20 protein-coding genes and 1 pseudogene are annotated in these 24385 nt (G+C 65.8%); 11 read left to right on the top strand and 10 right to left on the bottom strand.

What is annotated here, in order from left to right:
• The first annotated feature begins 21 nt into the window (after positions 1–21).
• Both ACVWWN_RS21430 and ACVWWN_RS21435 read left to right on the top strand, forming a co-directional pair.
• Complete coding sequence (locus tag ACVWWN_RS21430) at positions 22–2070, top strand: oxidoreductase (protein ID WP_457145643.1); 2049 nt, start codon at positions 22–24, stop codon at positions 2068–2070.
• 19 nt (positions 2071–2089) lie between these two features.
• Positions 2090–3175 (top strand): S-(hydroxymethyl)mycothiol dehydrogenase, encoded by a 1086-nt coding sequence (locus ACVWWN_RS21435; protein ID WP_457145644.1) that lies wholly within the window; start codon positions 2090–2092, stop codon positions 3173–3175.
• A gap of 15 nt (positions 3176–3190) precedes the next feature.
• On the opposite strand, the gene ACVWWN_RS21440 is transcribed toward ACVWWN_RS21435, so the two are convergent.
• Positions 3191–3472, bottom strand: a complete 282-nt coding sequence (locus ACVWWN_RS21440) for an OsmC family protein (RefSeq protein WP_457145645.1) — start codon at positions 3470–3472, stop codon at positions 3191–3193.
• Between the two features lie 3 nt (positions 3473–3475).
• Positions 3476–4216: pseudogene (locus tag ACVWWN_RS21445) on the bottom strand (TIGR03619 family F420-dependent LLM class oxidoreductase); the annotation flags it as partial.
• Positions 4217–4309: 93 nt separating this feature from the next.
• On the opposite strand from ACVWWN_RS21445, the gene ACVWWN_RS21450 reads away from it, so the two are divergent.
• Positions 4310–4696, top strand: a complete 387-nt coding sequence (locus tag ACVWWN_RS21450; RefSeq protein ID WP_457149218.1) for a MerR family transcriptional regulator — start codon at positions 4310–4312, stop codon at positions 4694–4696.
• A gap of 58 nt (positions 4697–4754) precedes the next feature.
• Here the strand turns inward: ACVWWN_RS21450 and ACVWWN_RS21455 are convergent, their stop codons facing one another.
• The 6 genes from ACVWWN_RS21455 to glyA all read right to left on the bottom strand — a co-directional run bounded on the left by ACVWWN_RS21455 (position 4755) and on the right by glyA (position 11827).
• On the bottom strand, positions 4755–5423 hold the full coding sequence (locus ACVWWN_RS21455; RefSeq protein ID WP_457145646.1) for a GntR family transcriptional regulator: 669 nt from the start codon (positions 5421–5423) through the stop codon (positions 4755–4757).
• Between the two features lie 100 nt (positions 5424–5523).
• Entirely contained in the window at positions 5524–6117 is a 594-nt protein-coding gene (locus ACVWWN_RS21460; protein WP_457145647.1) for a sarcosine oxidase subunit gamma, read from the bottom strand.
• The gene (locus ACVWWN_RS21465; RefSeq protein ID WP_457145648.1) at positions 6110–8959 is read right to left on the bottom strand and encodes a 2Fe-2S iron-sulfur cluster-binding protein; all 2850 of its coding nucleotides are present in this window, start codon (positions 8957–8959) and stop codon (positions 6110–6112) included. The genes ACVWWN_RS21460 and ACVWWN_RS21465 overlap by 8 nt, the downstream gene beginning before the upstream one ends.
• Positions 8959–9234 (bottom strand): sarcosine oxidase subunit delta, encoded by a 276-nt coding sequence (locus ACVWWN_RS21470; RefSeq protein WP_457145649.1) that lies wholly within the window; start codon positions 9232–9234, stop codon positions 8959–8961. The genes ACVWWN_RS21465 and ACVWWN_RS21470 overlap by 1 nt, the downstream gene beginning before the upstream one ends.
• A gap of 38 nt (positions 9235–9272) precedes the next feature.
• Positions 9273–10517, bottom strand: coding sequence for a sarcosine oxidase subunit beta family protein (locus tag ACVWWN_RS21475; protein ID WP_457145650.1), 1245 nt, complete (start codon positions 10515–10517; stop codon positions 9273–9275).
• Positions 10514–11827, bottom strand: a complete 1314-nt coding sequence (glyA, locus tag ACVWWN_RS21480) for a serine hydroxymethyltransferase (RefSeq protein ID WP_457145651.1) — start codon at positions 11825–11827, stop codon at positions 10514–10516. The genes ACVWWN_RS21475 and glyA overlap by 4 nt, the downstream gene beginning before the upstream one ends.
• Before the next feature lie 114 nt (positions 11828–11941).
• On the opposite strand from glyA, the gene ACVWWN_RS21485 reads away from it, so the two are divergent.
• Both ACVWWN_RS21485 and ACVWWN_RS21490 read left to right on the top strand, forming a co-directional pair.
• Positions 11942–12613, top strand: a complete 672-nt coding sequence (locus tag ACVWWN_RS21485) for a GntR family transcriptional regulator (protein WP_457145652.1) — start codon at positions 11942–11944, stop codon at positions 12611–12613.
• A gap of 138 nt (positions 12614–12751) precedes the next feature.
• Positions 12752–13381, top strand: a complete 630-nt coding sequence (locus ACVWWN_RS21490; RefSeq protein ID WP_457149219.1) for a GntR family transcriptional regulator — start codon at positions 12752–12754, stop codon at positions 13379–13381.
• Positions 13382–13394: 13 nt separating this feature from the next.
• On the opposite strand, the gene purU is transcribed toward ACVWWN_RS21490, so the two are convergent.
• Both purU and ACVWWN_RS21500 read right to left on the bottom strand, forming a co-directional pair.
• Positions 13395–14246, bottom strand: a complete 852-nt coding sequence (gene purU, locus ACVWWN_RS21495) for a formyltetrahydrofolate deformylase (RefSeq protein WP_457145653.1) — start codon at positions 14244–14246, stop codon at positions 13395–13397.
• Positions 14247–14286: 40 nt separating this feature from the next.
• On the bottom strand, positions 14287–16746 hold the full coding sequence (locus ACVWWN_RS21500) for a GcvT family protein (protein WP_457145654.1): 2460 nt from the start codon (positions 16744–16746) through the stop codon (positions 14287–14289).
• A gap of 216 nt (positions 16747–16962) precedes the next feature.
• Between ACVWWN_RS21500 and ACVWWN_RS21505 the strand changes: the two genes are divergently transcribed.
• The 6 genes from ACVWWN_RS21505 (at position 16963) to ACVWWN_RS21530 (ending at position 24384) form a co-directional block, all read left to right on the top strand.
• Entirely contained in the window at positions 16963–17745 is a 783-nt protein-coding gene (locus ACVWWN_RS21505) for an IclR family transcriptional regulator (protein ID WP_457145655.1), read from the top strand.
• A gap of 620 nt (positions 17746–18365) precedes the next feature.
• Positions 18366–19910 carry a BCCT family transporter gene (locus tag ACVWWN_RS21510; RefSeq protein WP_457149220.1) on the top strand — a complete coding sequence of 515 codons (1545 nt, stop codon included), beginning with the start codon at positions 18366–18368 and terminating at the stop codon, positions 19908–19910.
• Positions 19911–20129: 219 nt separating this feature from the next.
• Positions 20130–20492 (top strand): bifunctional 3-phenylpropionate/cinnamic acid dioxygenase ferredoxin subunit, encoded by a 363-nt coding sequence (locus ACVWWN_RS21515; protein WP_457145656.1) that lies wholly within the window; start codon positions 20130–20132, stop codon positions 20490–20492.
• Positions 20489–21688: an NAD(P)/FAD-dependent oxidoreductase gene (locus tag ACVWWN_RS21520; protein WP_457145657.1), complete on the top strand. Its 1200-nt coding sequence runs from the start codon at positions 20489–20491 to the stop codon at positions 21686–21688. The genes ACVWWN_RS21515 and ACVWWN_RS21520 overlap by 4 nt, the downstream gene beginning before the upstream one ends.
• A 44-nt stretch (positions 21689–21732) precedes the next feature.
• On the top strand, positions 21733–22860 hold the full coding sequence (locus ACVWWN_RS21525) for an aromatic ring-hydroxylating oxygenase subunit alpha (protein WP_457145658.1): 1128 nt from the start codon (positions 21733–21735) through the stop codon (positions 22858–22860).
• A 42-nt stretch (positions 22861–22902) separates the two neighbouring features.
• Positions 22903–24384: an FGGY-family carbohydrate kinase gene (locus tag ACVWWN_RS21530; protein ID WP_457145659.1), complete on the top strand. Its 1482-nt coding sequence runs from the start codon at positions 22903–22905 to the stop codon at positions 24382–24384.
• Position 24385 lies beyond the last annotated feature (1 nt).

A 24385-nucleotide genomic window follows, 5' to 3' on the forward strand; every position in this document is an offset into this window, starting at 1 on the left:
ATTTCAGAAGGTCGATCTGATATGACTCTGCACCTCCTTGACCCTCTTTTGCAGCCTTTCCGGCTGAAGAACGTGACTCTGCGCAACCGAGTGGTCAGCACCTCCCATGAGCCGTCCTACACCGAGGACGGCATGCCCAAGCGGCGCTACCGCCTCTACCACGAGGAGAAGGCAAAGGGCGGCATCGGGCTGACCATGATGGGCGGGTCCGCGGTCGTCGCGCCGGACAGCCCGGCAGCATTCGGCAACCTGCACGTGTACAAGGACGAGATCGTGCCCTGGCTGCGCGAACTGGCCTACGGGGTGCACGAAAACGGCTCCGCGGTCATGTGCCAGATCACCCATCTCGGTCGCCGCACGAGCAACTACGACGGGGATTGGCTGCCGGTGATCGCGCCGTCCGCCATCCGCGAACCAGCCCACCGGTCTTTCCCCAAAGTGGCCGAGGAATGGGACATGGACCGCATCGTCCGCGCCTATGCCGACGCGACGGCCCGGTGCCGCGAGGCGGGCCTGGACGGAATCGAAATCGAGGCCTACACCCATCTGCTGGACTCGTTCTGGTCACCACTGACCAACCACCGCGACGACGAGTACGGCATCGGAAGTCTCGACGACCGACTTCGATTCCCGCTGAGGGTGATTCGTGCCGTGCGCGAGGCGGCGGGGCCGGACTTCGTGGTCGGCATCCGGATGTCCCTCGACGAGGACACGCCGGGTGGTGTGCAACTGGACGAGGGCATGCAGATCGCGCAGCGCGTTGTCGCCGAGGGCATCGACTTCATCAGCGTGATCAAGGGGTACATGGCCAGCGACGAGGCGCTGTCGCGGGTCATCCCCCCGATGGGCACCCCGGTCGCCCCTCACCTCGAGTTCGCGGCACACGTCAAGCGCACGCTCGCCATCCCGGTCATGCACGCCGCGCGGATCAACGATGTCGCCACGGCCCGCCACGCCATCCGCGACGGTCTCATCGACCTCGTCGGGATGACCCGCGCACACATCGCCGATCCGCACATCGTCGCGAAAATCCAAGCAGGAGAGGAGGACCGGATACGACCGTGCGTGGGCGCCAGCTACTGCCTTGACGAGATCTACCAGAACCGAGATGCCAAGTGTGTGCACAACGCGTCCACGGGTCGCGAAGATCGGATGCCCCATCGTGTGCCCGCCGCGTCCGGCCCCGCGCGCACTGCGGTGGTCATCGGTGGCGGGCCGGCGGGCCTGGAAGCCGCGCGGGTACTCGGCGAGCGTGGACACCGGGTGGTCGTGTTCGAGGCCGCCGACGCTCCCGGTGGGCAGATCCGCCTCGCGGCCTCCTCGCCCCGGCGGCGGGATCTGATCAGCATCATCGATTGGCGCCTGGCCGAGTGCAAGCTGCTCGACGTCGACATCCGGACCAACAGTTACGCCGAGGCCGACGAGGTACTCGCCGAGAACCCCGACCTGGTAGTGGTGGCGACAGGTGGGCTGCCGAACACCCAATTCCTCACCGAGGGAAGCGAATTGGTGGCCGACGGCTGGGACGTACTGTGTGGCGCGGTCCGCCCGCGCGGGGAGGTGCTCTTCTATGACGACAACGGCGGCCACCCCGGCCTGGACGCCGCCGAGGTACTGGCCCGAAGTGGGGTGCAACTCGAGTTCATCACACCGGAGCGGACCCTGGCGCCCGATGTCGGTGGCGTCAACTATCCGGGCTACTTCAAGGTGTTCGCCGAGCACGACATCCGGGTGACGCTCAACGAGCGTCTCACCGCCGTGCGACGCAAGGACGGTCGTCTCGAAGTCGATCTCTACAACGAGTATGCCCACGCGACCCGACAGCGCGTCGTCGACCAGGTCGTCGTCGAGCACGGCACCCTGCCCCAGGACGAGCTCTACTTCTCCCTGGTCGCCGGCTCATCGAACCTGGGTGAGGTCGACCAGCAGGCACTGCTCGACCTGCAGCCGCAGCAGGTCGACCGCAACCCCGAGGGCCGCTACCAACTGTTCCGGATCGGCGACGCGGTAGCCAGCCGCAATATCCACGCGGCGATCTACGACGCCTTCCGGCTGTGCATCACGCTCTAGGAGAGCAAGGAGTAATACTGTGCCACAACAAGTTCGAGGTGTGATCGCCCGGTCGAAGGGTGCCCCCGCGGAGGTCACCGCCATCACGATCCCCGACCCGGGACCCGACGAGGTCGTGGTACGCGTTCAGGCCTGCGGCGTCTGCCACACCGACCTCACCTACCGCGAGGGCGGTATCAACGACGAGTTCCCTTTCCTGCTGGGCCACGAGGCCGCCGGTGTGATCGACGAGGTCGGTGCGGGCGTCGCATCCGTATCCGTCGGTGACTTCGTGATCCTGAACTGGCGAGCGGTGTGTGGTCAGTGCCGGGCATGTCGGCGTGGCCGTCCGCAGTACTGCTTCGACACCCACAACGCCGCCCAGAAGATGACCCTGGACGACGGGACCGAGCTGACCGCCGCACTGGGCATCGGGGCCTTCGCCGAGAAGACCCTGGTGCACGCGGGGCAGTGCACGAAGGTCGACCCTGACGCGGATCCTGCCGTGGTCGGGTTGCTGGGTTGCGGTGTGATGGCCGGCCTCGGGGCCGCGGTCAACACCGGCAACGTCTCCCGCGGCGACTCGGTCGCGGTGATCGGGTGCGGCGGCGTCGGCGACGCCGCCATCATGGGCGCCAGGCTGGCCGGGGCGGGCACGATCATCGCGGTCGACCGGGACCCCCGCAAGCTGGAGTGGGCCCGCGAACTCGGCGCCACCCACACCGTCGACGCCACCGAGACCGACACGGTCGAAGCGGTTCGGGAGTTGACGGGCGGGTTCGGTGTCGACGTCGTCATCGACGCCGTCGGACGCCCGGAAACCTGGCGCCAGGCCTTCTACGCACGAGACCTGGCAGGCACGGTCGTGCTGGTCGGCGTCCCCACCCCGGACGAACGGTTGGAGATGCCGTTGGTCGACTTGTTCTCCCGCGGTGGATCATTGAAGTCGTCCTGGTACGGCGACTGCCTTCCCGAACGCGACTTCCCGACGCTGGTCGATCTGTATCGGCAGGGCCGCCTCCCGCTGGATCGCTTTGTCTCCGAACGCATCAAGCTGGACGAGGTCGAGGACGCCTTCCACACCATGCACGCCGGAGCCGTGCTGCGTTCGGTGGTCGTGCTGTGAGCGGTGACGGGCCGGTCAAGTCAGCGTGGTGGTGACATCGATCGGGCGCACCAGCGTGTCACGGATGGGGGAGCGGGCCTCGGGACTGCGGTCCTTGTCGACGCCGAGAAAACCGGCGAAATCGAAGTCGGCCTCGAGGTGCAGGCGGTAGCCGTCGAGCGCAATGCCCCGCGCGGCGGCGTTGGCGGCGAGAGTGACCGTGTAACAGCCGCCGAGAGCCTGAAGGAGGTACTCGCGATCGAACCGACCGGCCCGCGAGTCGTCGGACCGGCCGGCCTTGCCCGGCGTCGGCTCCATCGGTCATGAAACTGCGGCCCGTTCGGGAATCTCGACCGCCGTCTCGAGCATCTGCTTGGTGCTGGTGAACCAGTCCTGCAGGTTCAGATCGATGATGACCTCGTCTGCGCCGGCCGCTGCGGAAGTCTGGACGTCGTCGATGATTTGGTCGAGTGTGCCGACGAACGGCGTTCGGTCCGGTCCTGCCGGACGGTCGGTGAAGGTGACGTTTCCGACCACGACCATCTCCATGCGGCTGGTGTCGCGGCCGTAGTCCGAGGCCAGGTCGCGGATGCGGTCCCAGCGTGCGCGCAGTTCCGCGGCTCCGGCCGATCCGGGTGTGCTCAGAAACGGTAGCCAACCGTCTGCGCGTTCGGCGATGCGCCGCACGGCTTTGGGACTCACGCCGCCGAGCATCACGAGGATTTTCGAAGTGGGCTTGGGCAGCACCGCGGCGTTGTCGATCACGCATCGAGGGCTGCGGAAGGTCACCGGGTCCGGCCCCCACACGGCGTCAAAGACGTCCAGCGTCTCGTCGAGGAAGCGGCCGCGATCGGCCCCGGTGGCGCCGGCGGCCCGGAATTCGTCGGTGGACCAGCCGCTGCCGATACCGGCGATCATGCGCCCGCCACTGATCTGGTCGATCGTGGCCAGCGCCTTGGCCAGCTGGACGGGTGTGTGCCGGGCGGCGACCAGAAGGGAAACACCGAGGCGCACCTTCTCGGTCACCACCGCCGCCGCGGTGAGGACCGCCAGGGGGTCGGCGGACCCCCAGTCTCTGGGGTATGCGAAGTCCGAGTTTCATGTGTTGAACGTTCACTTCTGTGTGAAGGTCAAATGTAAGCTCGAACGCATGCAATCGGACAGCTCGCGCAGCGTACGGGCGTTTCCCGTCGGCTCTTGCGCTACTACGAGGAGCAGGGGCTGATCAAGCCCAGCCGCGCCCTCAACGGTTACCGTGAGTACGGCGAAGCGCACGTAGATGTCGTGCTGCAGATCACGAAACTGCTCGATGCCGGACTGCCGACCCGCATCATCGAGCAACTGCTGCCGTGCCTGGAGCAGCCGCAGACCATCTACGTACCCGATGTGACACCGGAAATGATCGACACACTGCGACGCGAACAAGCTCGGCTGTCCGAACGCATCGAGTTCCTGACCCGCAACAGAGACGCCGTCGCGGACTACCTCGACAAGGTGCTCAGCGTCAAGGCGGCGAACAACAAGAGCAGCGTCACGCCATGATCTGACGATTGTCTTGCCGGCGGCGAATCAACTTGGTGGGCACGCAACTACAGGTTGGTCAGAACATCTTGCGGATGTCGTCCTCGAACTCGCGGACGTGGGCCTCCGCGAGTTCGCGTGCCTTGGCGCCGTCGCGGTCCAGGATCGCCTGCAGCACCTCGGTCTGACCGTGCACATGATGGTCGAGGTCGGGCAGTCGCTCGTTGGCCAGGTTCCACATCCGCAGTGACAGATCGAGGCTCTGCGTCAGGACGTCGAGCAGGTACGGGTTGTGCGCCATCCGGTGCACCGATCGGTGCACGGCGACGTCGAACTCGAGCAGCGCTTCGGGTTCAGTGCAGACGGCCAATTCGTCGAGAAGCTCGCGCAATTCCTGGCGTTCCTCGTAGGTGGCTTCACTCGCGGCCCTCTCGGCGGCGAGGCCCTCCAGCCGCTCTCGCATGTCACAAAGCGCTTCCAGATCGGCGGGGTGCAGATCGGCCGCGAAACTCCCGCTGCGGGGATAGATGACGACCAGCCGGCGATACGCAAGCCGCTTGATGGCCTCACGCACCGGGGTCCGTCCGACCCCGAGTTCGCCGGCGAGTTGCTCTTCCTCGATCGGGGCGCCGGGCGGAATCTCCAGTGAGACGATCTTGTCCCGGATGGCGTCGTAGGCCCGATCGGACAGCAGTGGGCTGGCGGTCGGCCGCTTGGCCGACGAGCGGACCGAATGCGCACCGGCCATGCGGCCACCTTTCTGTTGACACACAACACGGCTGATCTGAGATGTCAGTCGATGTTGACGGTACATCAGTTGGCGACCGTCCGGGCCGATGCCCGGCTCGTCACCACTCGACGCCGAACTCTTCGGCGGCGTCGATCAACCAGTCGGCCAGGTAGCCGGCGAAGGATGACCGGACGAGGATCCGGTAGTCGGTTCCGTTGTCGTCCAACGGAATCAGCACGACGGCGGCCTGGCCGAGCATGGTCTGCGCGGCACCGCCGGACCCGAACACCGATGGGTGCAGGTCCAGCGAGCTGCCCTTGGCCAGTACGTCGCGGGCGTGTGCGCCGCGCAACCGCACGGTGGTCCGTTGCGCCGAGACGTCGACGGCGGCTCCGCCGTGTACGCCGGCAGCCTCGCGCAACTTCGTCTCGAGAGCTTCGCCGTCGACGTCATCGGAGATGACCAGCCATTCCTGTGGTCCGAACCAGATCATCGTGGTGTCCGGTCCGGTGAGCGCAGTCGACGGCGTGGTCGGCAATGCGTCCACCCCGAGAACATCGGCGGCTGCGGCGCCGCCGGGTCCGTTCGGGTCGACCCACAGGTCGACCATCGTGACGAAGGGGATCTCGGCGATGCTCGCTGTTTCGGGCAGCTCGGCGAACCGAGAGGCCCAGCCCTGCAATGGGCTTCGGCGGGTCAGGGTGTCAGCCATCGCGGCGCGCTCCTTCGGGATCGACGAGGACGGAGCCGGTGACCTCCACGGCCACCAGAGTGCCGTCCACCGGAACGGTGAGGGTGTCTCCGATGCGGGCGTGGCCGCCCTTCACCAGGGCCAGCGCGAATGGACGTCCCAGTTCGGCGCTGCGGTAACTCGAGGTGACGTGTCCGAGCATCGGTACCGGGGCCGGCGGCAGCTCGCCGTCGGTGGGTGCTTCGATGATCTGCGCCCCCTCCGGAAGAACGGTGTCGGCGTCGAGCGGGAGAAGGCCGACGAACTGCTTGCGCAGGGGGTTGAGGTTCTCGCTGCGCGTGAAGGACCGCTTGCCGACGAAGTCGGGCTTCTTCTTCGACACGACCCAATTCATCCCGAGATCCTGTGGCGTGATGGTGCCGTCGGTGTCCTGCCCGATGATCGGATAGCCCTTTTCGGCGCGCAGCACGTGCATCGTCTCGGTGCCGTACGGGGTGATCCCGTGGCTCTCGCCCGCGGCGATGAGCTTCTCCCACACCGCGGTTGCATACCAGCCCATGACGTTGACCTCATAGGCGAGTTCGCCGGAGAAGCTGACCCGGCCAACGCGCACATGCACGCCGTCGAGGTGAGTATCCCGCCAGGCCATGAACGGGAAGGCGTCATTGCTGACGTCGAGATCGCCGAACACCGCACCGACCACGTCGCGTGACTTCGGCCCCACGACGGGAAACGTGTGCCACTGCTCGGTGACCGAGGTGAGCCGCACCGCGAAATGGGGCCACTCGGTCTGCAGCCATTCCTCCATCCAATCCAGGATGTGCGCGGCCCCGCCCGTGGTGGTGAACACCTGGTAGCGGTCATTGGCCAGCCGCATGACGGTTCCGTCATCGATGACCATGCCGTCCACGCCGCACATCACGCCGTAGCGGATCATCCCGACCTTCAGAGTGCTCATCATGTTCGTGTAGAGCAGGTCGAGGAATGCGCCCGCGTCCGGGCCCTGCACGTCGATCTTGCCGAGAGTGGAACCGTCGAGAATGCCTACTCCGCCACGAACGGCCGCACATTCGCGAAGGACCGCGGTTTCCATGCTTTCGCCCGGCAGCGGGTAGTACCGCGGACGCTTCCACTGGCCGACATCCTCGAACACCGCTCCGCGGGCGACATGCCAGTCGTGCACGGCCGTCATGCGTTCCGGATCGAACAGGTGGCCGCGGCTGCGACCCGCGAGCGCCGCGAACGCCACAGGTGTGTACGGCGGCCGGAAGGTGGTGACACCGAGGTTTTCCATGGGAACGTCGAGCAATTCGGACGTGATGCCCGATGCCAAGACGCCGGAGGTCTTCCCCTGATCGTGCGCGGTGCCGATGGTGGTGTAGCGCTTGATGTGCTCCATCGAACGCATCCCGGCTGCCACCGCACGGACCAGATCGGCCACCGTTGCGTCACGCTGCACATCGACGAACTGCCTCGAGGCGGCATCCGGGTCGGCCACCCGCCACATCACCAGGCCGTCCGCGCGGACATGCACCGGATCGTTCTCTCCCGCAATCGGTTCGGGGGAGGCGGCGAAGCCGAGCTCGGACAGCGCCGCAGCGGCCGCCTCGCGTCCAGCCCGCAGGCAGCCCGGCAGGTCGAAGACGCCGTCGGCCGCACCGGCGACGCTGACCCCGTCGAGTTGTTCGGCGGGGACGAACGCACCGAGCGCCTCGTCGTAGCGCAGCTGGCCCCGCGCCTGACTGAACAGATGCACCGCCGGGTTCCAGCCGCCGCTGACCAAGAGCACATCACACTCGACGACAGACGAGCCCGCGGGACCGGAGACAAGAGCATGGGTGACACGGGTTTCGCCGCGTGTGCCGGTGACGACCGACGCGGTCTGCACCGGGATGCCGCGGGTGGCGCAGGCGTCGAGCAGGTCCTCTGCCACATCGGCGCGGGCGTCGACGATCGCGTCGACCCCGACACCGGCATCATGCAGATCGAGGGCCGCTTGGTAGGCGCTGTCGTTGGTGGTGAACACCGCGGCCCGGGCGCCGACCGTCACGCCGTAGCGGAGCAGGAACGTGCGCGCGGCGTGGGCGAGCATGATGCCCGGCCGGTCGTTGTCGGTGAACACGACAGGGCGCTCGTGGGCGCCGGCGGCCACCACGATGTGGCGGGCCCGGATCCGCCACACCCGCTGACGGCTGACGGCGGCGGGAGCCTCGGCGCCGAGGTGGTCGGTGCGCCGCTGCAGCGCCAGCACGAACCCGTCGTCGTAGTGGCCGAACGCCGTGGTCCGCTGCAGGTGCAGTACATCCGGACAGGCCGCGAGTTCGGCGACGGCGTCGGCGACCCAGTCCAAGGCGGGCCGGCCGTCGATGGTGTCGTTGGCGCCCAGCAGCGCGCCGCCGGCTTCGCTCTGTTCGTCGAGCAGCACGACTCGCGCACCGGACCGCGCCGCGGTGAGCGCGGCGGCCAGACCGGCCGGCCCGGCCCCGGCCACCAACACATCGGTGTGCACGTGGGTCGCGTCGTACTTTGCGGTGTCGGCGACTTCGGCGAGGCGGCCTTGGCCGGGGATACCGCGCGCCGCGAGACCGTCGAAAAGCTCGACGGTCGTCGCGAGCAGCATCGGCTCGGGGAAGGGGGCCTCGATCTGCACCAGGCCGCCGGTGTCCTCGGCCCATGCCGCGGTGAAGCCGCGAGGCCGGCCCAGTTTGATGCTCGTGGTGACCTGGTGCACGCCGTTGGCCAACAGCGCCGAGGCCAAGGTGTCGCCGGGATGCCCGGTCAGTTCGCGGTCATTGAACGTGAAGGTGTACGTGGTGTCGCGTTTGATGCGGCCGCCCTGTGGCGTGCGGAAAGGTGCGCTCATCAGATAGTCGGCTTCTGCTCGTTCACGCGGTACACGCCGTGAAATCGGTAGGTGGCGGTGTCACGCAGTGCGTTGAACCAGCGCCGGCAGCCGGCGCTGTGGCTCCATCGCTCCGCGAAGACGCCCTTGGGGTTCGCCCGGAAGAAGACATAGTGGGCCCACTGCTCGTCGGTGAGGGCCTGCGGATCGGCAGGGTAGGGGACGTGGGCCTCGCCGCCGTAGCGGAACTCGGTTTCCTCGCGCGGTCCGCACCACGGGCATTCGATGATCTGCATGGGATGGCTCCTGTAGTTCGGTTGGGCTGATGTGGATTTCAGTGCGCGACGCCGGCCGCGCCGTGTTCGTCCACCAGTGCCCCACTGACGAAGCGGTCGAGGCCGAACGGGACGATGAACTCATGGGGTTCGTCATTGGCGATCGTGTCGGCGAGACACCAGCCGATCCCCGGAGTCGCCTTGAAACCTCCCGTGCCCCAACCCGCGTTGAGGTACAGGTTCTCGTACTGTGTGCGGCCCACGATCGGTGAGGCATCGGGGCAGACGTCGACGATGCCTGCCCACGTGCGCAGCAGGTGCGCGCGCGCGAACACGGGGAACAACTCGACGGCCGCCGCCATCTGCCGCTCGATGATGTGAAACGCCCCGCGCTGGCCGTACCCGTTGTACGAGTCGACGCCGGCGCCCATCACCAGTTCGCCCTTGTGTGCCTGAGACACGTAGACGTGCACCGCGTTCGACATCACGATCGTCGGATGCACCGGCTCGAGCAGCTCCGAGACCAGCGCCTGCAGTGGATGGCTCTGCAAGGGCGTGCGGATGCCCAGCATGTCGGTGAGCGTCGACGTGTGCCCTGCCGCGCACAACGCAACTCGACCGGCGCCGATGTCGCCACGCGTGGTGCGTACGCCGGTCACCCGGTCGCCGTCGGTGGTGAAACCGGTGACCTCGCAGTTCTGGATGATGTCGATTCCGGCCTCATCGGCGCGACGGGCGAACCCCCAAGCGACGTAGTCGTGCTTGGCGATACCCGCGCGGGGCTGATACGTGGCACCCAGGACGGGATACCGAATGTCGCTGGAGATATTGACAATCGGGCACAGCTTCTTGACCTCATCGGGGTCAATCCACTGGGCGTCGATCCCGTTGAGCTTGTTGGCCTCGACGCGCCGCACGCTGTCGCGGACGTCCTGCAGGCTGTGCGCGAGGTTCAGCACACCGCGCTGGCTGAACAGGATCGGGTACTCGAGATCGTCCTCGAGTCCTTCCCACAGCTTCAGCGCGTGCTCGTAGATGCGTGAGCTCTCGTCCCACAGGTAGTTCGACCGGATCAGAGTGGTGTTGCGGGCCATGTTGCCGCCGGCGAGCCAGCCTCGCTCGAGCACCGCGACGTTGGTGATGCCGTGGTTCTTGGCCAGATAGTGTGCCGTCGCCAGACCGTGCCCGCCGCCGCCGACGATGACGACATCGTATGTTGTCTTTGGTTCTGGCGTGCGCCAGAGGAATTCGGGATGGTCAGGAAGATGCGCGCCGGGAGCGGCGGGTGTGGACGGGACGGTCACAGCGTGGCCTCCGTGAGGTTCGGGTAGAGGGGGAAGCGCTGCGCCAGGACATCGACCCGCCTGCGCAGAGTGTCGAGCGTGGCGTCGTCGGCGTCCGGCCGTAACGCGAGACTGATGACGTCGGCGACCTCGCGAAACGCATCCAGGTCGAAGCCGCGGGTTGCCAGCGCCGCGGTGCCGATGCGTACCCCGGAGCTGACCATCGGTGGACGCGGGTCGAAGGGAACGGCGTTGCGGTTCACCGTGATTCCCACCCGATGCAGCCGGTCTTCGGCCTGCTTGCCGTCGAGTTCGGATTCGCGCAGATCGACCAGTACCAGATGCACGTCGGTACCGCCGGAAACCACGTTGATTCCCGCGGCGCGCGAATCGTTCTGCAGGAGGCGCTCGGCGAGGAGCTTTGCCCCATCCAGGGTGCGTTGCTGACGCTCGCGGAACTCCGGCTCGGCGGCCAACTTGAACGACACCGCCTTCGCGGCGATGACATGTTCGAGCGGGCCGCCCTGCTGACCGGGGAACACCGCGGAGTTGATCTTTTTGGCCAGGCCCTCGTCGTTGGTGAGAATGATGCCGCCGCGCGGACCGCCGAGCGTCTTGTGCGTCGTCGAGGTGACCACGTGGGCGTGCGGGACCGGCGACGGGTGCAAACCCGCGGCGACGAGGCCGGCGAAGTGAGCCATGTCGACCATCAGGTAGGCGCCGACGTCGTCAGCGATCCGTCGGAACTCGGCGAAGTCGAGCTGCCTCGGATAGGCCGACCAGCCGGCCAGGATCAGTTTCGGACGCCGCTCGTGTGCCACGCGCTCGACCTCGGCCATGTCGACGCGGAAGTCGTTCTCGGAGACGTGGTAGGCGGCGACGTCGTAGAGCTTGCCGGAGAAGTTCAGCTTCATCCCATGCGTGAGATGGCCGCCGTGGGCCAGGGCCAGGCCGAGGATCGTGTCACCGGGGGAGAGCAGCGCCGCCATGACCGCAGCGTTGGCCTGTGCGCCGGAATGCGGCTGCACGTTGGCGTAGGTGGCGCCGAAGACCTTGGTGAGCCGGTCGATGGCCAGCTGCTCGGTCACATCGACGTGTTCGCAGCCGCCATAGTAGCGCCGGCCCGGATAGCCCTCGGCGTACTTGTTGGTCAGCACCGAGCCCTGGGCCTGCATCACGGCCAGTGGCGCGAAGTTCTCGCTCGCGATCATCTCCAGGGTGCTCTGCTGGCGAACCAGCTCGTCGGCAATCGCCCGGTACACATCGGGGTCGAGCTCAGCCAGGCTCTCACCCAGAATCGAGTTCGCAGCCGTCGCGGTGTCGAGAGTCATGAGCGCCTTTCCGGGGCTTTGGTGCTGAACGATGACTAATATATCAACTGCAGGCTAGAGTAGGATCAGAATGCGACCACGTCAATAGGCCGGTCACGACAGGAAGGGACGGCGATGACCCTGACGGATTTGTCGATCGTCGACACCGACGGCAGCCCCGAGACCAACGCCGATAGGGCCTATGAGATTGTGCGCGAGCGCCTGGTCATGCTCGACATCCGGCCGGGCGAACCGATCAACGATGACCACCTGGCCGCGGAATTTGGCCTGGGCCGCACCCCCGTTCGCGAGGCGCTCAAACGACTCGAGCGTGATCGTCTGGTGATCGCTTACCCCCGCCGCGGCACATTCGCGACCGCCGTCGACATGACCGACCTCGCCGACATCTCCGAGATTCGCAAGCAGTTGGAGCCGACCGCCGCAGCCCGGGCCGCCCGCACCGCCACGGCCGAGGGTCGTGCGCGGCTGACGGCGTTGGCTGCGGCGATCGCCGAGATCGACGACACCGAAGACCCGCGCGAAGTGCTGCGCCACGACGTCCATGTGCACCGAGAGATCTACCGCGCTTCGGGCAATCCGCATCTCGAACAGATCCTGGTGAGCCTTGACGCCCACGCAACCAGGATCTGGTGCCTGTTTCTCGATCGGTTGCCCAACGTCGCCGGCCACGTCCGCGAGCACATCGCATTGTTGGAGGCCATCGTCGCGGGCGACGAGGCAACTGCCGCGGCGCTCACTCTCGCCCATGTCACCGGTTTCGAAAGGGCCATTCGAGCATTGCTGTAGGACGCTCGACCCTCTGATATATCATTCTTCTCACAGGGTTAGGTCAGTTGCCGGAGGACGGGATTGACTGCGTCGGGAAGGGGTCGCGCTGTGACCGTGGTAGGAATCGAGGCGCTCGACGACATCGATCTCGACGCAATGTCATTCGCCGATCGGGCGTATCTGGTGATTCGGGACAAGCTGATCATGCTCGACATCCGGCCCAACGAGGCAATTGTCGAGAGTGATCTCGCGGCACAGCTCACCCTGGGACGCACTCCGGTGCGTGAGGCGCTCAAGCGGCTGGAAGCCGATCGGCTCGTGGTGTCCTTTCCGCGCCGGGGGACTTTTGCCACCGGGGTGGACGTCGCCGATCTCCGCCACATCTCGCAGATTCGGGTCAACCTCGAGCCCGTCGCGGCCGGAGCGGCGGCCGAGAACGCGTCGGCCGCGGTACGGACCGACCTTCTCGAATTGGCAGGCCGGACAGACGGACTCGATGTCGCCAACATCGGCCGCCATGAACTCATGCGATGGGACCTGCGTGCGCACCGCGCCATCTACCGGGCGACGGGCAATCCTCATCTAGAGGACGTGCTGGTGCGCTACGACAATCTCGCCACCCGGATCTTCTGCCTTTTCCTCGATCGGCTGCCGACGGTGGCCCGCCACGTGGGCGAGCACACCGCCCTGCTGCGGACGATCGCTTCCGGGGATGCCGACGCCGCCGCGGAGATCGCACGCGATCATGTCATCGGCTTCGAGAAAGCCATCCGCGCGATCGTGTGAGGAGGTCCGGCGGTCAACTGAACACAACGGTGCGATGCCCGTGCAGCAGGACCCGGTTCTCGCAATGCCAGCGCACGGCGCGCGAAAGAGCCAAGGCTTCGGCGTCCTGGCCCACGGTGGCCAACCGTGCCGGGTCGAAGGAGTGGTCGATACGAATGACTTCTTGTTCGATGATCGGTCCCTCATCGAGGTCGGGTGTCACATAGTGTGCCGTCGCGCCGACGAGCTTGACCCCCCGGTCGAACGCCTGGTGATACGGCTTGGCGCCCTTGAATCCCGGCAGGAACGAGTGATGGATGTTGATCGCGCGGCCGCGCAGCGCCCGGCAGGCTTCGTCAGAGAGGACTTGCATGTACCGCGCGAGGACGACGAGGTCGGCGTTCAACTCTTCGACGAGAGCGAGTAGCTCCGCTTCTGCCTGCGGCTTGGTGGTAGGAGTCACCGCGACGTGCACGAACGGCAGATGCGCCGCCTCGGCCATCGGCCGCAGGACCTCGTGATTGGACACGACCGCGACCAGTTCACCGCCGAGTGTGCCTGCGCGCCAACGGAAGATCAGATCGTTGAGGCAGTGTCCCATCTTCGAGACCATCACCACCACCCGAGGACGTTCGGTGCTGTCGAAGCGGAATGTCATGCCGAATTCGGCAGCTACCGAGTCGAACTGCCCCGTCAGCTGCGCCACATCGACGGCGTCGCCGGTGCACACGAACTTGGTGCGCAGGAAGAATGCCTGGCTTCGGATGTCGTCGAACTGTTGATGCTCGGCGATGTCGAAATGCCGTGCGAACAGGAATGAACTGACAGCATGCACGATTCCGGGCCGCTGCGAGCAGCTCAACGTCAGGGTGAAGTCCTGCGTCATGGTGTCTCCTTGGATGGCTGTTCCCGCCGGGTTGGCACGGCTACGACCGGATCTTTTTCATCTCGGGGTCGACCAGTGGCTCGGCCACCACGGTGGCCGGGACACGGCGATCGAAGTACTGGATCTCAACGCGTGTTCCAGGCGCCGCGGTGGAAGGCAGCCACGCGTAGGCGATCGGTACACCGACCGTGTGGCCGAACGCCGCGCTGGTGATGTAGCCGGCCGGATTCCCGTCGAGGAAAACCGGTTCGGAACCCAGGACCACGGAGCGGCCGTCGTCGATGGTCAGACACACGAGGCGCCGTTCGACGGAGTCGTCGGAGACTTCGGCGAGTGCGCCCCGGCCGACGAACTCCTCCTTCTGGGTCCGCACGGCGAACCCGAGGCCGGCTTCATACGGGTTGTGCTCGGTGGTCATGTCGGTACCCCAGGAGCGGTAGCCCTTTTCCATGCGCAGACTGTTGAACGCGGCGCGGCCGGCGGCGATGATGCCGTACCGTTGGCCTTCGGCCCACAGGGCGTCCCACAGCCGCAAGCCGTAGTCGGCGGAGGTATACAGTTCCCAGCCGAGTTCTCCGACGTAGGACAGTCGCATCGCGGTGACGGGAACGCAGCCGATCCGAACCTGCTTGGCGCGGAAGTACTTGAACGACTGGTTGCAGAAGTCGTCGCGGCTGAGTGCAGAGACAAGGTCTCGGGACCGAGGCCCCCAGACCCCGACGCAACAGGTGCCACTAGTGATGTCGCGAACCGTGACTGTGCCGTCGTCGGGGGCCTGCCGGCGGAAGTAGTCCAGGTCCAGGTTGCCGTTGGCGCCGACCTGAAAAGTGTGTTCGGCCAGCCGGGCGACGGTGAGGTCGCTTCGTACGCCGCCTGCGGTATCCAGTGCGAGGGTGTAGGTGACTGCGCCGATGGACTTGTCCATTTTGCCGGTGGTGGTGCGCTCCAACAGGTTCAAGGCGCCGGGACCGGAGATCTCGAGCCGTTTGAGCGGGGTCATGTCGTAGAGTGCCACGGCGGTCCGCGTACGCCATGCCTCGGCAGCGGCGATGGGGGAATGGAACATGGCCGACCACTCGTCGCGGGCGGGCGGCTGCCACTCGGCCGGCAGCTGATAGACGAGTGCGGCGTTGGCGGCGTACCAGTGCGGCCGCTCCCAGCCATGGCTCTCGAGGAACATCGCCCCGAGTTCGGCCTGCCGAGCATGAAACGGGCTGACCCGCAGGTTTCGTGGGGATTCCTTGGGCTGCAAGGGATGTAGGACGTCGTAGATCTCCACGAAGTTCTGTTGCGCGGTCTCGCTCACGTAGTCGGGGTCGAGCTGAACATCTTCGAAACGGTTTACATCGCAGCCGTGCAAGTCCACCTCGGATCGCCCGTCGATCAACAATTGCGCTACGGCTCGGGCGACACCCGCCGAATGGGTCACCCACACGGCTTCGGCGATCCAAAAGCCTGCCACGTCCGGGGACTCGCCGATCAGTGGTCCACCGTCCGGGGTGAAGGAGAAGACGCCGTTAAAGCCCGAGTCGATCTTGGCGGTCTGCAAGCAGGGCAACAGATTCTTGCACTGCTCCCAAGCCGGGGCGAAGTCGTCCTCGGTGAAGGTCAGCATCGAAGGCATGGCGGCGGCGGTGATTTCACCGTCGGGCAGCTCATCGATGTCCACCGGCATCGGACGGTGCGCATACGATCCGATGCCGAGGCGGTCGACATGTTCACGGAAATAGAGATCTCGGTCCTGGTGCCGCAGGATCGGGAAGCCGGCCTCGGACAGTTCGGTATTGCGTCCGACCAGTTCGGGGATCTGGTCGGTCTTGGCGTACTGGTGAGCCAGGGGGAGCAGAGGGACTTTCATCCCGATGAGCGCGCCGAGGTCGGGACCCCAGAATCCACCACATGACACGACGACGTCGGCGGCCACAATTCCGTCGGTGGTGGTGACGCCCGTGACTTTTCCGCCGCTGTGCTCGATACCGACCACCCTTGTCGAGCCGTGGAACACCGCACCTCGGCTCTTCGCCCGACGGGTCAGCGCCACAACGATCCGGGTGGCCTTGGCCAGTCCGTCGGCCTCCACATGAAGACCGCCCAGGATGCGGTCGGGATCCAACAGCGGATGCAGCTTCGCGCACTCCTGCGGGTCGATGACCCGGCCGCCGATACCCCAGGAGGTCGCCCAGCCCTGCCTGCGATTCAGGTCGGCAAGGCGCTTCTCCGTCGTGGCGATTTCAAGACCGCCGACCTGATTGAAGCACCACTGCCCATCGAGGTGCAGCGACAGGAACTTCTCGGCGGTGTAGCTCGCGAGCCCGGTCATCGTTTTCGACGGGCTGGTGTGAAACACCAGACCCGGGGCGTGGGAGGTGGACCCGCCGGTGTGCGGAAGCGGGCCCTGATCAAGGACCGTCACACGGTCCCATCCGCGGCTGGTGAGTTCGTCGGCCAGGTTTGTGCCGACGATGCCGGCCCCGATGATCACGACGCGAGGTGATCCCATGAGCGCGTACTCCTTGCTGGTCAGACAGGGGACTCAGTCGTCGCCGCCTCACAACCGGGTAGTCGACGGGTCCGCAAAGCGGGATGCCAACCGTGATCAACAACTGATATACCAATACTATGGCTCCGCGGGCGTGAGGTCAACTCTTTCATCGCATAGCGCGCAACCCGTTGCTCGTTGAACAACGACTCGGGATGTGGTGGGTAGTGTTGCGTTATGAGCAACGGAAGCTCGGACTCGGGCAATGGTGGCGTGCAGTCGGTCGACCGCGCGCTTTATGCGCTGGAGCTTCTTGCTCGTCACGGCGAGGCGGGAGTCACTGATCTCGCCGCCGAAATCGGAGTCCACAAATCAACGGCCTTCCGGCTGCTCGGCGCGCTCGAGGAACGCGAATTGGTCGAACAGGCCCACGAGCGGGGCAAGTATCGACTCGGCTTCGGGATCTTGCGACTGGCCAGTGCGGTGTCGGGACGTCTCGATGTCACTCAGCAGGGTCGCGAAATCTGCGAACGACTGGCCGGTGAGGTCGGCGAGACGGTCAACATTGCGGTGTTGCGGTCACACTATGCCGTCAACGTGGATCAGGCCCGTGGGCCGTCCGCCGTCGGGACCCATAACTGGGTCGGCGAACTCACACCCCTGCACGCGACCTCGAGCGGCAAGGTCTTGTTGGCGTCCATGTCGTCGCAGGCGAGGCGCGAACTACTCGAATCGGCCGGCCTCACGCGCTTCACCGAGCGCACGATCACGTCAATTGATGATTTGGATCGTCAACTGGGTTCTGTTGCGCGCGACGGCTATGTGGTGTCGTTCGAGGAGTTGGAGCACGGACTCAACGCGGTTGCCGCACCGATTCGCGATCACACGGGGATGGTCGTTGCCGCGCTGAGCGTCTCGGGTCCTGGTTATCGCCTCACTGAGGAACGCGCGCTCGAGATCGCGCCAGCTGTGGCGTCGGCCGCCGATGCGGTGGGCCATCGGATGGGCTATCAAGGCTGACGGCGACCGCCCCGGCGCGCGGCCGGGCCTTTTTGCGGACGAAAGGGAAACAATTTACGGCGCTTCAGCAAGTCCATTTTCGGGTTGTGTGCTCGACATCACACCCCGGCAGCAATCAACGCCGTTACCAGAACGTGAACGAAACGGAAATATTTTTCGTCTAACAGTCGCGTATCACTGCGCAGCAATCTAATATATCAGCTTATCCGCTGGATGTCGGAGGCCTAGGCGCCCGGCGGCGACTGACAACGTGTACGCCCGTCCAGTGATGCGCGGGTCGGCGCACCCGTTCACGGAGGTGACCTTCCGGATCGGCGTGACGTCGGTGTGTGCAGCGCGGTGAAGAAATCGAACCGAGGAATCCGCCGCACGCGCATACCATCACGAAGGTGTGATGCAGGTCATACTGGGGCGTCAGTAGCGGCCCGGATCACACAGGAAAACGTCCATACAGCCCAGACAGCGATCACACCGACGAAGGCGTTCCGCCTCAGGAGTTTGAAGTGACAGCACAGGAACACGGTTCGCTCGAAGCCGAGATCAAAGCGAAGCTCCACGAAACATTTCCCGGCCCCGGCGTACCGGTACCGGAAGACCATGACGATGAACATGATGTTCCGCTGTGCGCCCGGCGACCGGTCACCGACAAGTTCGTGTTCGGCCTCACCGCCGCCATCGTCGTCGCCATTCTCGCCTGGGGTCTGATCGGGTCGACGTCGTTCAACTCGACAATGGCGTCGATCCTGGACTGGGTGGTGACGAATCTCGGTTGGCTGTTCATCATCTCGGCGACGTGCTTCGTCCTTTTCGCGGGCTGGCTGGCCTTGAGCCGCTATGGCCGAATACCGCTCGGTGCCGACGACGAGAAACCCGAATTCAACACCGTCAGCTGGATCGCCATGATGTTCAGCGCCGGAATGGGCATCGGCCTGATCTTCTGGGGCGTCACCGAACCGCTGACCCATTTCGTGAATCCGCCTCCCGGACTGGGCGACTCGAAGGCCGGCACCGCGCTGGCTACCGCGCTGTTCCACTGGGGCTTTCACCCCTGGTCGATGTACGCGGTGGTCGGCCTGTCGATCGCCTACGGCAGCTACCGCATGGGGCGCAGGCAGCTCATCAGCTCGTCGTTCGCGTCACTGCTCGGCCGCAAGAGGGTCGAGGGTCCGATCGGGAAAGTGATCGACATCCTCGCCATTTTCGCCACGATGTTCGGCACCGCGGCGTCGCTGGGTCTCGGTGCTCTGCAGATCGGTTCCGGCATGGAGGTTGTCGGATGGGTGGGCAAGGCGAGCACGCTGCTGCTCGTGACCATCGTGGCGCTGCTGACTCTCGCGTTCGTGGCCTCCGCGGTGTCCGGTGTCTCACGCGGCATTCAATGGCTGTCCAACATCAACATGGTCCTGGCCCTCGTGTTGGCGATCTTCGTGTTCGTTGCCGGGCCGACGATATTGATCTTGAACCTGATGCCGACCGCGCTCGGCGACTACGCGGCCAACCTTGCGGCCATGTCGGCGCGATCCGCGGAAGACGGCGCCGAAACCGGAAAGTGGCTGTCATCGTGGACCATATTTTACTGGGCCTGGTGGATTTCCTGGACGCCCTTCGTCGGTATGTTCCTTGCTCGCATCAGTCGCGGACGATCGATTCGCCAGTTCGTGGTGGGCGTCATTTTGATCCCGACGACGGTCAGTCTGATCTGGTTCGTGGTCTTCGGTGGTGCGGGCATCGGTCAACAACGCGACGGTATCGATATCTACGGAAGCGGCGAACCGGAGTCGACGCTGTTCGGGATGCTCGATCACCTGCCGCTGGCCGGGCTGTCGTCCCTGCTGGTCATGGCTCTGGTGGCAATCTTCTTCGTCTCGGGTGCCGACGCGGCGTCGATGGTGATGGGCACGCTGTCCCAAAGCGGTTCGCTGTTCCCGTCGCGGTGGGCGGTCGCCTTCTGGGGCCTGAGCACCGGGGCGGTGGCCGTGCTGTTGCTGTGGGCCGGTGGCAATGACGCGCTCAACGGACTGCAGACGATGACCATCATCGTGGCGGCACCGTTCGTCGTCGTGATGATCGGCATGTGCGTGTCGCTGTACCTCGACGTCTCCCGCGACCCGATGGTGGCGCATCTGCGCCGGAAGGCTCCCGAGAGGGTCAAGGCGGCCAAGTAGATCGTCGGCCTGGGCCGCCCGCGCCGGGACATCCCGGCCCGGGGCGGACCTTCGCTGCCCGTCGCGATTGATGTGACTGACGTGCCTTTTGCGATCGCAGGAGGGTTTGAAAAAAGACAGTCACACCGCTTGACACAGCCTGTGACTCGACCCACACTGTTGCATAATACGAATCCAGTTTCTCTATACGCTTCGTCGCTTGCGAATGAGAGGCCCAGAATGCTCGAAATCTGTCCGCTGTCGGAACTGCCGCCCGGCGAGGCGCGTCGCGTTGAGGCGGATCCGCCCATCGCCGTCTTCCATACCGACGACGGCGAGATATTCGCCATCGACGACACCTGCTCACATCAGGATGCGTCGCTCGCGGACGGCTGGTTGGAGGGATGCGAGGTCGAGTGCCCGCTGCATGCCTCGCGGTTCAATCTGCGCACGGGTGCCGTGGATGCTCCTCCGGCGAAGCGGCCTGTCCGCACGCATGCCGTGGTGATCGCGAACGGCGTCATCCATGTCGAGCCGAGCGCCGATGCGCCGAACCTGCCGCCCGACATCCGCGCACGACTGGCCGAAGGGACAACGTCGTGAAACACGTCGCGATCGTGGGTGCGTCGCTGGCCGGCCTGTCTGCTGCCCGCGCACTACGTGCGCAGGGCTACGACGGGCGCGTGACCGTCGTCGGCGATGAGATTCGGCGGCCATACGACCGCCCGCCGCTGTCGAAGGAATTCCTCGCCGGAGACATGGTCGAGGCCGATCTGGCGCTCGAAGCGGACGACGACGACCTTCGGGCGGACTGGCTGCTCGGCGCTGCCGCCATCGGCCTCGATACTCCTTCTGGCGCAATCGAACTCGCCGACGGTACGCGGATCGATGCTGATGGCGTGGTCATCGCGACGGGGTCTCGGGCACGCCGCTGGCCCGGATGCGAAGCGATGGCCGGTGTGCATGTGATCCGCACCATCGACGACGCGATCGCGCTACGGACAGACCTTCGCCCGGGTGCCCGCCTGGTGGTCATCGGCGCCGGATTCATCGGCGCGGAGGTCGCGTCGACGGCTCGCAAGCTCGGACTGGACGTCACGGTCGTCGAGGCAGCCCCGACTCCGCTGCAAGTCCAGCTCGGGTCACGCCTGGGCGCCGTTGTCGCAGCCGCGCACGGCACGAACGGTACGACACTGATATGTGGTGTCGGCGTTGCCGGTCTGACCGGCGAGCATCGTGCGTTGCGAACCACCGGCTGCGCTGATCGCGTGACGGGGGTCGACCTCGTCGACGGGCGCCACCTACCCGCTGACGTCGTCGTGGTCGGAATTGGCGGTGTCCCCAACACCGAATGGCTGCAGGGCAGTGGCCTCCTGCTGGACAACGGCGTGCTCTGCGGACCCAACGGTCAGACCGCCATCCCGAACGTGGTCGCCGTCGGCGATTGCGCCGCGTGGCATGACGCATCCACCGGGGCGAGTCATCGAGTGGAGCACTGGACCGGCGCGTTGGAGCGGCCGGCGATCGCGGTCGCCGCGCTGCTTGCCGGCGGGCTCGACCAGGGCGCCGCGGTGAAGCCCCCGTATTTCTGGTCCGACCAGTACGGCTCACGGATCCAGTTCGCCGGCATCGCCCAGCCCGACGACGAGATCACCATCGAGGACGGCAGCTGCGATGACCTCTGCTTCCTCGCCACATACCGGCGCGACGGCCGTCTGGTCGCGGTCCTCGCGGTCGACCAACCTCGTCTGTTCACCCGCTGGCGCCGTCAGCTGATGACCGTCCCCGCCGCGGTCTGACCCCCGCCGGACCGAGCCCCACCGAGAAAACCCAGAGAGGATCCATGACCACGACAGCCCCCAGCCTGCCCGAAAGCCTCATCTCCACCCTGGCCGGCCACTACTACACCCACCCCGAGGTGTTCGCGCTGGAACAGGAAAAGGTCTTCGAGACGATGTGGTTCTGCGTCGTGCGGGCGTCGGACCTGGACAAGCCCGGCGCGTTCAGGACCGTGCAGGTCGGCCGCGAAAGCGTGTTGGTGGCGAGGTCACGCCGGGGTGACATCAACGCCTTCTTCAACATCTGCAGGCATCGCGGCGCGCGCCTGTGCACCGAGGACAGCGGTGAGGTCAAGCGGGCGTTCCAGTGCCCGTATCACGCGTGGACCTACGACCTCGACGGCAAGCTTGTCGCCGCGCCGAATCTGACGAAGATGCCCGATATCGATCGGGTCGAGTATGGACTGCGCAAGATCTCGGTGCGGGAGTGGCTCGGTTACGTGTGGGTGTGCCTGGCCGACGAACCGCCTTCGTTCGAACGCACCGTCATGCAGGAAATCGTCGACCGGCTCGGTGATGTCGAATCGATCGACCACTACAGCGTGGCCGATCTGAGCGTGGGTCGCCGCATCGTCTACGACGTCAAGGCCAACTGGAAGCTCATCATCGAGAACTTCATGGAGTGCTATCACTGCGCCACGATCCACCCCGAACTCACGGAGGTGCTGCCCGAGTTCGCCGATGGCTATGCCGCACAGTTCTATGTGGGCCACGGTGCGGAATTCGGAGAGGACGTCAGGGGCTTCACCGTTGACGGGTCTGACGGGCTCGATCACCTCCCCGGGGTGACCGACGACCAGGATCGCCGGTACTACGCGATCACCGTGCGCCCACAGGTGTTCGTCAATCTCGTGCCCGACCACGTAATCGTGCACCGCATGTTCCCGATGGCCGCCGATCGCACCGTCGTCGAATGTGACTGGCTGTACCTACCCGACGTGGTCGAATCGGGGCGCGACGTCAGCCGGTCGGTGGAACTGTTCCACCGGGTGAACCAGCAGGACTTCGCCGCCTGCGAGCGCTGCCAGCCGGCGATGGACTCTCGCCTCTATCGCGACGGCGGTGTCCTGGTGCCCAGCGAGCACCACATCGGCGAGTTCCACACCTGGCTGCGCGACAAGCTTGCCGTGTGACGGGGCGCCTACGGCGGGATGACCGGACGTAGGGTTACCGGAATGGAGCTGCTGCTCGGAATCGACATGGGGACGGGGAGTACCAAGGGGGTCCTCGTCGATCCGGCGGGAACGGTGCTGGCGTCGAAGACCATCGCGCACACGATGGATCTGCCCAGGCCCGGCTGGGCCGAAGTCGACGCCGAACGCGTCTGGTGGCGCGAGGTGTGCTCGGTCAGCGCCGCGTTGATGGCGCAGATGCCTGCGGGTGCGACGCTCGCCGGTATGTGTGTCAGTGGGGTCGGTCCATGTCTGGTGCTGTGCGACGACGCCCTGCGGCCGCTGCGGCCGGCAATTTTATACGGTGTGGACACCCGGGCGGCGGCCGAGATCGAATCGCTGACAGTCGAACTGGGCAAGCAGAACATTCTGGACCGCGCGGGAACGCTGCTGTCCAGCCAAGCGGTCGGGCCGAAACTCGAGTGGGTGCATCGTCACGAAAAGGACGTCTTCGACCGTGCCACCCGTTGGTACGGATCGAATTCGTACATCGCCGCCAAACTCACCGGCGAGTATGTGATGGACCACCACACCGCCAGCCAGTGCGATCCGATGTACGCGATGCGCGAATTCGACTGGAATCAGGAGTGGGCCAAGCGCATCTGCGGTCACCTCCCGCTGCCACGCCTGGTCTGGCCCAGCGACGTGGTGGGTGTCGTGACGGCTTCGGCGGCCGAGGAAACCGGGGTTCCGGCCGGTACCCCGGTCGCGGCGGGAACGGTGGATGCGTACTCGGAGGCGTTCTCGGTCGGCGTGCGCAAACCGGGCGACCAGATGCTGATGTACGGCTCGACGATGTTTCTGGTGCAACTCATCGACGAGTACTTCAGTGACCCGACACTGTGGACCACCGCGGGCGTCGAACACGACAGCCTGGCGCTTGCCGCGGGCACGTCGACCGCGGGCAGCCTGATCAGCTGGTTGCAGGAGGTCACCGGGGGTGCGTCGTTCGACGACCTGATGTCGGAAGCGCAACAGGTCGCGCCCGGCAGCGAGGGCCTGCTGGTCTTGCCCTACCTCGCCGGTGAACGGACCCCGGTCTTCGATCCGCAGGCGCGGGGAGTGGTGGCCGGGTTGACGCTTCGGCACGGCCGCGGACACCTGTTTCGTGCTGCCTACGAAGGCATTTCATTCGGAATCCGGCAGATTCTGGAGCGGTTCGACGATGCTCATACCGCGACCAGGACCGTCGCGGTGGGCGGCGGTCTGCGCAGTCCGATCTGGGCGCAGGCGGTCAGCGATATCACCGGCCGCACGCAGCTGGTGCCCGAGCAGGCGATCGGTGCCAGCTACGGCGATGCTCTGCTCGCGGCGATCGGCGTCGGTCTGGTGCCGCCCGACACCGACTGGGCCAAGATCGCCCGGGAGATCGAACCCAACGCGGTCAACCGGGATGCCTACGACAACTTGTACGAGACGTGGCGTGAGCTCTACCCGGCGACACGCGAACAGGTACACCGGTTGGCCGGAGTCGATCCGGCCTGAA

The organism is Mycobacterium sp. URHB0021 (assembly GCF_054057895.1).